Source organism: Nitratireductor arenosus, from assembly GCF_009742725.1.
Lineage (GTDB): Bacteria > Pseudomonadota > Alphaproteobacteria > Rhizobiales > Rhizobiaceae > Mangrovimarina > Mangrovimarina arenosa.
This window is the reverse complement of record NZ_WPHG01000002.1, coordinates 1,009,809-1,016,918: the sequence shown is the minus strand read 5'-3', so window position 1 is coordinate 1,016,918 and position 7,110 is coordinate 1,009,809. Positions and strand designations below refer to the sequence as shown.

The 7,110-nt window shown below is 63.1% G+C and carries 10 protein-coding genes; 5 read left to right on the top strand and 5 right to left on the bottom strand.

Translation table 11 applies throughout. The annotated features are described in order from the left end of the window. Nucleotides 1-135: 135 nt before the first annotated feature. The gene (locus GN330_RS11950; RefSeq protein ID WP_156712856.1) at nt 136-429 is read right to left on the bottom strand and encodes a hypothetical protein; all 294 of its coding nucleotides are present in this window, start codon (nt 427-429) and stop codon (nt 136-138) included. Nucleotides 430-503: 74 nt separating this feature from the next. On the opposite strand from GN330_RS11950, the gene GN330_RS11945 reads away from it, so the two are divergent. Further along, nucleotides 504-827 carry a hypothetical protein gene (locus GN330_RS11945; protein WP_156712855.1) on the top strand — a complete coding sequence of 108 codons (324 nt, stop codon included), beginning with the start codon at nt 504-506 and terminating at the stop codon, nt 825-827. A gap of 10 nt (nt 828-837) precedes the next feature. Next, on the top strand, nt 838-1,116 hold the full coding sequence (locus GN330_RS11940; RefSeq protein ID WP_197435130.1) for a hypothetical protein: 279 nt from the start codon (nt 838-840) through the stop codon (nt 1,114-1,116). A gap of 135 nt (nt 1,117-1,251) precedes the next feature. Here GN330_RS11940 and GN330_RS11935 read toward each other — a convergent pair whose 3' ends face one another. Beyond that, nucleotides 1,252-1,548: a hypothetical protein gene (locus tag GN330_RS11935; protein WP_156712854.1), complete on the bottom strand. Its 297-nt coding sequence runs from the start codon at nt 1,546-1,548 to the stop codon at nt 1,252-1,254. 447 nt (nt 1,549-1,995) lie between these two features. Here GN330_RS11935 and GN330_RS11930 point away from each other — a divergent pair, with 447 nt between their 5' ends. Next, on the top strand, nt 1,996-2,769 hold the full coding sequence (locus GN330_RS11930; RefSeq protein WP_156712853.1) for a hypothetical protein: 774 nt from the start codon (nt 1,996-1,998) through the stop codon (nt 2,767-2,769). A gap of 173 nt (nt 2,770-2,942) precedes the next feature. Next, nucleotides 2,943-4,361 carry a magnesium transporter gene (gene mgtE, locus GN330_RS11925; RefSeq protein WP_343040586.1) on the top strand — a complete coding sequence of 473 codons (1,419 nt, stop codon included), beginning with the start codon at nt 2,943-2,945 and terminating at the stop codon, nt 4,359-4,361. A 79-nt stretch (nt 4,362-4,440) separates the two neighbouring features. Here mgtE and GN330_RS11920 read toward each other — a convergent pair whose 3' ends face one another. Beyond that, a complete protein-coding gene (locus GN330_RS11920) occupies nt 4,441-4,851 on the bottom strand; it encodes a DUF6455 family protein (protein ID WP_156712851.1) in 411 nt (136 codons plus the stop codon). A gap of 217 nt (nt 4,852-5,068) precedes the next feature. Here GN330_RS11920 and GN330_RS11915 point away from each other — a divergent pair, with 217 nt between their 5' ends. Then, on the top strand, nt 5,069-5,455 hold the full coding sequence (locus GN330_RS11915) for a MerR family transcriptional regulator (RefSeq protein ID WP_156712850.1): 387 nt from the start codon (nt 5,069-5,071) through the stop codon (nt 5,453-5,455). Nucleotides 5,456-5,477: 22 nt separating this feature from the next. On the opposite strand, the gene GN330_RS11910 is transcribed toward GN330_RS11915, so the two are convergent. Continuing rightward, nucleotides 5,478-5,954 (bottom strand): methyltransferase family protein, encoded by a 477-nt coding sequence (locus tag GN330_RS11910; protein ID WP_156712849.1) that lies wholly within the window; start codon nt 5,952-5,954, stop codon nt 5,478-5,480. A gap of 6 nt (nt 5,955-5,960) precedes the next feature. Continuing rightward, entirely contained in the window at nt 5,961-6,929 is a 969-nt protein-coding gene (locus tag GN330_RS11905) for a heparan-alpha-glucosaminide N-acetyltransferase (protein ID WP_156712848.1), read from the bottom strand. Between the last annotated feature and the right edge of the window lie 181 nt (nt 6,930-7,110).

The window sequence follows — 7,110 nt, the reverse complement described above, 5'->3', positions numbered from 1 at the left end:
GGGACGCGGAATCGATAAGACCACGTGGTGTAAGATGGATCAGACGTTTTATGATGCCTGCATAGACTCTACGGACTACCGGCCCCGCCATGCGCCGTAGGTTTTCAAACTGAGACACTACCCGCGATCCAGTCGTCAGTCCTCGAAGGCCAGGCGCCAGGACGATGGCGCCTGTTCACGCCCCCGATTGCGAATGCACGCCTCGACCGCCGCGTTGGTGGCGTCGATCCATGCGGACGCGGCGCGGCCGTCCTCATCGCTCAAGGAATTTTCGGGGAAGCTCTGTATGTCCCAGCCTTCCAGTGCGAACATGCCCTCGGCCGCGCGTTCAGCGCTGACCCCGGCCCTTTCGAATACCGCCTCGGCGGCTTTCAAACCCCGGCGCAACTCCAGTTCGCTGGCACCGTCGACATGCAAAACGAGACGCATGATCATCTCCTTTTGACCGACAGCCTGCCACGGGCCTCTTGCGTCGGCAAGGGATTTGTTCCTATTTCGTTCTCATGCCGGAACCCTATTGGCCAAAACACAAACACGCCTATCTCCTGTCGAGCGCGCATGCGAACGGCTCGCTTTTGCGCATCGAATGCCGGCGCTGCCGCGTGGAGCGGTTTTTCGTGCCGTCGGACCTGGCGCGCGTGTTCGGCGACATCGAGGTCGACGACGTGGCGCGAAAGATGCGGTGCGAGAAGTGCGGCGAGAAGTGGTCGATGCGCATCAGCATGGAATTGCCGACGGCCGCGCAGCGCGCGACGATGACGATCCGCAGGCTGGACAGGATCTATCACGTCAAGCGGGTCACATGGCGTGATCTGGTCGGCGGGTGAGGAGAGCGCGATGGTTTGGACGCCGCAACGCCTGATCGACGAGCGCATGACCGTGCGCGTCTATTGCCACAACGCCAAATGCCATCACCACGCCGCGATCGATCTCACCCTGCTGCGCGACAAGCTCGGTCCAGACGCGCCGGCGATGAAGGACGACTTGCTGCGGCGGCTCAAATGCGGCCGCTGCGGTAGCAAGGATGTGGGGCTGATCTACTCGCCGGCGACGCTAAGGGAGGGGTGGCCGGAAAATCCGAATGGCAACGCCTATGGGAAAGCTAAAGGGCGATGATCAGTTGGAAACTGTGGGGATATCTGTGGGGTGGCAAACGGCAGGCGCACGCAAGTACTTGTTTTGTCTGGTCGGAGTGGCAGGGCTCGAACCTGCGGCCTGCGGACTCGGAATCCGCTGCTCTATCCATCTGAGCTACGAGCGCTTGTCCCTGATGATTATGTGGGCACTTTTTCCCGGATCATACTCCCACGGGCCGCCGATTAGCCTTTCAAGCCTTTCGTGGTCGACATGACATAGGCAGGTTCGCGCTATATCATCCGCTGAGATCGAAAAAGGCTCAAGAACGCCATCGTCGTTTCGGCGCCTGAAGGTTTCACCTTCGTGCTCGTAGAGACGATTGAGCCAGCGGGCGGTTTCCTCGCCGAATGCAGCAATCAGGTCCGCTCCTGTCTCGCAGTATTTTCCGTCAATCAGAAACACGCTGCACATCGTTCAATCCTTTATCTGAAACGTCGCAATCGCCCCGCATTTCGGGCACTCCACAATCTTCCCCGTCTTGCGCTTGCCGGTCCAGCCGCAAGAGGCGCATTCGACAGGGGCGAGGGTTTCGGTCATGGTGCGAGGCCTGCTGTTTGACGTATTTCGATGTCATCGGCTTCTCCACATTTGCCGTTTTCTGTGGATGCCGCGTGGGACACTTTATCGTAACCTATTGATTTGTAACGCCCCTAAGAAGAGGTAGTGCGGGACCATTTGTGTTGAAAACAAACGTCTTTTCCTGCTTTTGCGGTTCTTCTCGACCGCACCATCCGATTTTCGGCACCATCCCCAACTTTCGAGCCCACCCGTCGCCCGGCGCGGCAATTCACCTTGCTCTTTGCCGGTCCGGCGGCTGAAATAGCTGTCGATCAGGTGCAAGGGGCTGGGGAGGGGCGCATGCGGTTGGCATGGCGCGGGGTGCTGCTTCAAGGTTTTTTTGCCATCGCGGTGACGGGCTGCGCGAGCCTGCCCGATTTCACCGACGATGATTATGTCAAAGTCGAATCGCTGTTCTACACGGTCGAGCAGGAGCTGTGCGAGGCGCTGGTGTTGGTCAAGGCCGAGCCGCGCCTGGCCGCACGGCTGCGCGAGGCCGGCATCACCGTCGGCCGCCAATACGCCAAGGCGACCGCCGGGCTCAAGCTGGTCAAGATCGTCGATGGCGGCGGCAACGCCAATTTCGTCATTCCGATCACCAACGGCACCGCCGGCCTCGGCGTCGGGGCGAACCGGCGTCATGTCAACACGGTCGACACCACCGTGTCGGTCTATTACCCGTTCACCGAACTGGCATGCTCGGGCGAGATCGCCAATCCGCCCGCGCGCATCGCCGGCGGTCTCGGCCTGAAGGAATGGATCCTGCAGACCACGGTGGCGCTGATCAATGTGCGCGAAACGCCGGCCGCCTATTCCTACGATGTCGCCTTCCAGCTCACCCAGGACGGGCGCGCCCGGCCGGCCATCGCCGTCGCCACCCCAGGCCTGAGCCTGCTCGGCGCCGACATTTCCTTCGGAGCGGCCCGGCAGGTGACCCACACGCTGAGCGTGACGATCCGCGACGTCGCGCTTGACGAGGCGGCGGGCAAGGGCGGGGCCGGCGTGCCCGACGTGGTGCGCGACGCGCTCGACCGCGAGGAAAGCCTGACCATCCTGCGGCGCATCCGCGACTGACCGGTCACGCACGCGACCGGTTCCATCCGGCCGTAAAACGGTCTAGGTCGTGGGTTGGGAGAGCGTCGGCCGCGAGGGTTTCAAAATCGCCGCTTTGTGTCGCGGCAATCATACATTCCCGTGCGAGACCCGGATAAGGCAGACATCAAGAAACACGATTGCGGAGTTGCTCGGTGGCCGGTCCTGAAAACGAAAGCGTCGGCGAAAACGCGCGCGAACCGGTCGAGGCCGGTCTCTACAGCGACGACGGTGTTATCCGGCCGACCTTTCTCGCCCATATCGGCGCGGCGATCGCCGACCGCGATGTCCTGACGCTCAAACAGGATGTGGCCGGTCTCCACCAGTCCGAGCTTGGTGATCTGATCGAGGCGCTGCTGCCCGAACAGCGCCGCGCGCTGGTCGATCTTTTGGGTGACGATTTCGATTTCACCGCGCTGACGGAGGTCGACGACGCCATCCGCATGGAGATCGTCGACGGCCTGCCGAACGAGCGGATCGCCACGGCGATGCAGGAACTCGATTCGGACGACGCGGTCTATATTCTCGAGGATCTCGACGCGCAGGACCAGGACGAGATCCTGGCGAAACTGCCGTTCACCGAGCGCATTCGGCTGCGCCGCTCGCTCGACTATCCCGAAGAGACCGCCGGCCGGCGCATGCAGACGGAATTCGTCGCCGTGCCGCCCTTCTGGACCGTCGGCCAGACCATCGACTACATGCGTGATGACCAGAACCTGCCGGACGAGTTTTCGCAGATCTTCGTCGTCGATCCGACCTTCAAACTGCTCGGCGCAGTCCATCTCGACCAGATCCTGCGCACCAAGCGCGCGGTCAAGATCGAGGACATCATGCATGAGACGCGCCACGCCATCCCGGCCACGATGGACCAGGAAGAGGCGGCGCGCGAATTCGAGCAGTACGACCTTCTGTCGGCCGCCGTCGTCGACGAAAACGAGCGCCTGGTCGGCGTTCTGACCATCGACGATGTCGTCGACGTCATCCAGCAGGAGGCTCAGGAGGATCTTCTGAGGATGGGCGGCGTCGGCGACGAGGAACTGTCCGATACGGTTGCGGCGACCTCGCGTTCGCGCGCGCCCTGGCTGCTGGTCAATCTGGGGACGGCCTTCCTGTCGGCCTCCGTCATCGGCCTGTTCGACGCGACGATCGAGGAGATGGTCGCGCTCGCCATCCTGATGCCGATCGTCGCCTCGATGGGCGGGAATGCCGGCACCCAGACGATGACGGTGACGGTACGCGCGCTCGCCACCAAGGACCTCGATATCTACAATGCCGGCCGCATCATTCGCCGCGAAACTCTGGTCGGCATCATCAACGGCGTTATCTTCGCCACGCTGATCGGGATTGTCGCCGGGCTGTGGTTCCAGAATCCCGGCCTTGGCGGGGTCATTGCCACAGCCATGGTCGTCAATATGCTGGCCGCCGCGCTGGCCGGCATCCTCATCCCGCTGCTGCTCGACAAGTTCGGCGCCGATCCGGCGATCGCTTCCGCCGTCTTCGTCACCATGGTCACCGACGTTGTCGGCTTCTTCGCTTTTCTCGGCCTGGCAACATTGTGGTTCGGGATCGGATAGGTTCAGGGCCGCCCGCACGACCACCTTCGTGCGGAGCCGTTCGTCTGCGTGCTGCGGGCCGTGTCCGCCGCACCCGGTCTTACCGCGTATCGGCCAGGCTGAGCTCGGCGAACTGGTCGGCATTGGGGCAGAAGCCGCCCGCTTCGGCACGCGCGGTCGTGCGCTTGAGCGTGCTGGCGCAGCGTCTCTTGGCGCTGCATAGCGAACAGGCGAGTTCGATGTCGCGCATCAGCTCCGGACTGTCATGCGCCAGAAGCTCCGCGTCGAGCCCGTAGACCGTCATCATGCGGTGCATCAGCGCGTCGGACCCGGTGCCTCTCGCCACCACCTGCTTGAGTTCGCGCGTCGACAGTCCGCATTCGCCGGCCGTGCGGGCCAGCGCGTCGGGATGGCGTGCGGTAAGGTCGCGCAGCTCCGCCATCGCCAGCCGCCGCCGCCGCCATCCACGAAAAGCGTCGGACAGGGTTTGAAGTACTGGGTGCCTCGTCATCGCATCGTCCTCCATGAACAAATCCTAGCGCCTGGAGCGGAGCGAACGTTGATGCAGGTCAAAGAAAGCGACGTTTGCGCCACTCCTTTCGCACCGTAAGCGCGGCTGCGCGCCCGGTTCCTCGTCACGTGAGCAAACCTGGACAGGGCGAATAATTGACTTTTACGTAAACGCCGTGTCACATCCCAATCCAAGGAATCGACGGCGGGACGACTGAATGCGCGACTATTACACGATCACGGAACTGACTCGTGAGTTCGGGATTTCGACGCGAACCTTGCGTTTTTACGAGGATGAAGGGCTGATTCACCCGCTGCGCCGCGGGCGTACCCGACTTTTTCGTCCCTCCGACCGGATCCTGGTCCGGCAGATCATGCGCGGCAAACGGCTCGGTTTCTCGATCAGCGAAATCCGCCAGATCATCCAGATGTACAAGGAGCCGCCTGGTGAGGTCGGCCAGTTGAAGATGATGCTGGCGCGGATCGAGGAAAAACGCGGCGATCTGCGGCAAAAACGCCGGGACCTGGAGGAGACGCTGGCCGAACTCGATCAGGCCGAGGAATCGTGCCTGGAACGGCTTGTCGAGCTCGGCGTGACGACCTGAGGCTGCGGTCGGCGTTAGCCGGTCAAACCCAGCGCCGCACCTTTTTGGCGTAGTCGCGATATTTCTTGCCGAAACGGGCGGTAAGATGCCGTTCCTCGCGTTCGATCGCCAGTTTCTGCGTCAGGAAGGCGGCGATCACGGCAAGCCCCAGAAACCACACAATGCCGGCCATCAGCCCGACGCCGATCATCAGCAAGGTGTTGGCGAGATAGATCGGGTTGCGCGTGAAGGCGAATGGGCCGCTGGTGACGAGATGGTCGCTGCCGCGATGCGGCATGATCGTCGTCTTGGCCCGGGCGAGCGTGCGCATCGCCGACACATCGATCAGTACCACCCCGACCAGGGCGACCGCGCCGACGGCGAAAAGAATGTCGGACAGCGGCGGCCCGATCCACGGCAGCGGCAGCAGCCAGGCCAGCACCAGGCTGGCGCCGATCGCCGCGAGATAGATGATCGGCGGCCATGGAAACCGGTTCGGTCTGGTGTCCAGTTCGCTCATCTCAAATCACTCCCCGCCTGAATTGGACTGTATGTCGGCCGTGCAGGTTCCAGCCATCGCCGCGACCGCCTGCTCCATGACCGCGTCGGCCCGACCGGCCATCAGCGGATCGAGGAACCCGTTGCGCTCGACCGCATCCAGCATGCACAGACAATAGGCCGCGCAAAACGCTTCGCCGCGATCTTGCCCGCATCGTGTCTCGCAGGCCAGTCGAAACCGAACCTCGGCGGTTTCGGACGCGGCCGGAAAAAGCTGCGAAAACAGGAAGACGCCTGCGATCAGCACCGGCTGGTGGAGCAGATAGACCGACAGGCTGTAGCGCCCGGCAAGCGAAAGCATGCGGCTCCAGCGCGGCATCGCGATGGCGGCGAGACGCGCGAGCGCGCCGGTGCTCCGGCCGAGCTGTGCCAGCGCCATGCCGGCCAGGCCGGCGCCGAACCAGGGAAAGACCGGTACGTAGTCGTTGGAGCGCGGCAGGGTCTCGGACAGACCGGTCCACCACCAGGCCGGATGATCGAGAAGCGGGGTCCTGAGCAGGCTTGGCGCGGCGATCACCAGCGCGGCCGCGATCGCGGTCACGAACCATGGCGCGCGCAGAAAGGCCAGGCCGAGCACGCTGGCGACGGCGATCTGATGCAGGATTCCGAAAAAGATGAAGGTCTCCGGCATGGCCAGATAGGTTGCGATGCTGATTGCGGCGGCGGCGGCGCCGACCTTGGCCAGCCGGCGTGCGAAGGACGGCCAGCGGATTTCGCGGCTGTGGGCCAGAACCAGGCTGAAGCCTGCCAGGGCCAGGAAGGACGAGGCGATCGACCGGGCAAAGAACTTCCATCCGCCCACCGCCGTCAGGCCGGGCTCGGCATAGCCGAAAAACTCCAGATCCCAAGTGAAATGATAGATCGCCATCGCCACCAGCGCCGCGCCGCGCAGGACATCGATCAGGACGATGCGGGTGCTGGTTGGGGTCTGCGTCATCAAGCCTGCTGTTGATAAATATAAAGACCGGGCTTTTCGGGCCAAGCCATGCCAAGCTCTGCCGGTCGGCGCCATGCGGTCAGGTTGACATCAAACGGGCAGTGCTGAAATCTGTCCCGGCGTCGCGTCGGGGAAGGGGGGCAGTCATCATGCAAGCAGGCTCGCCGAGGAGCGGACGAAG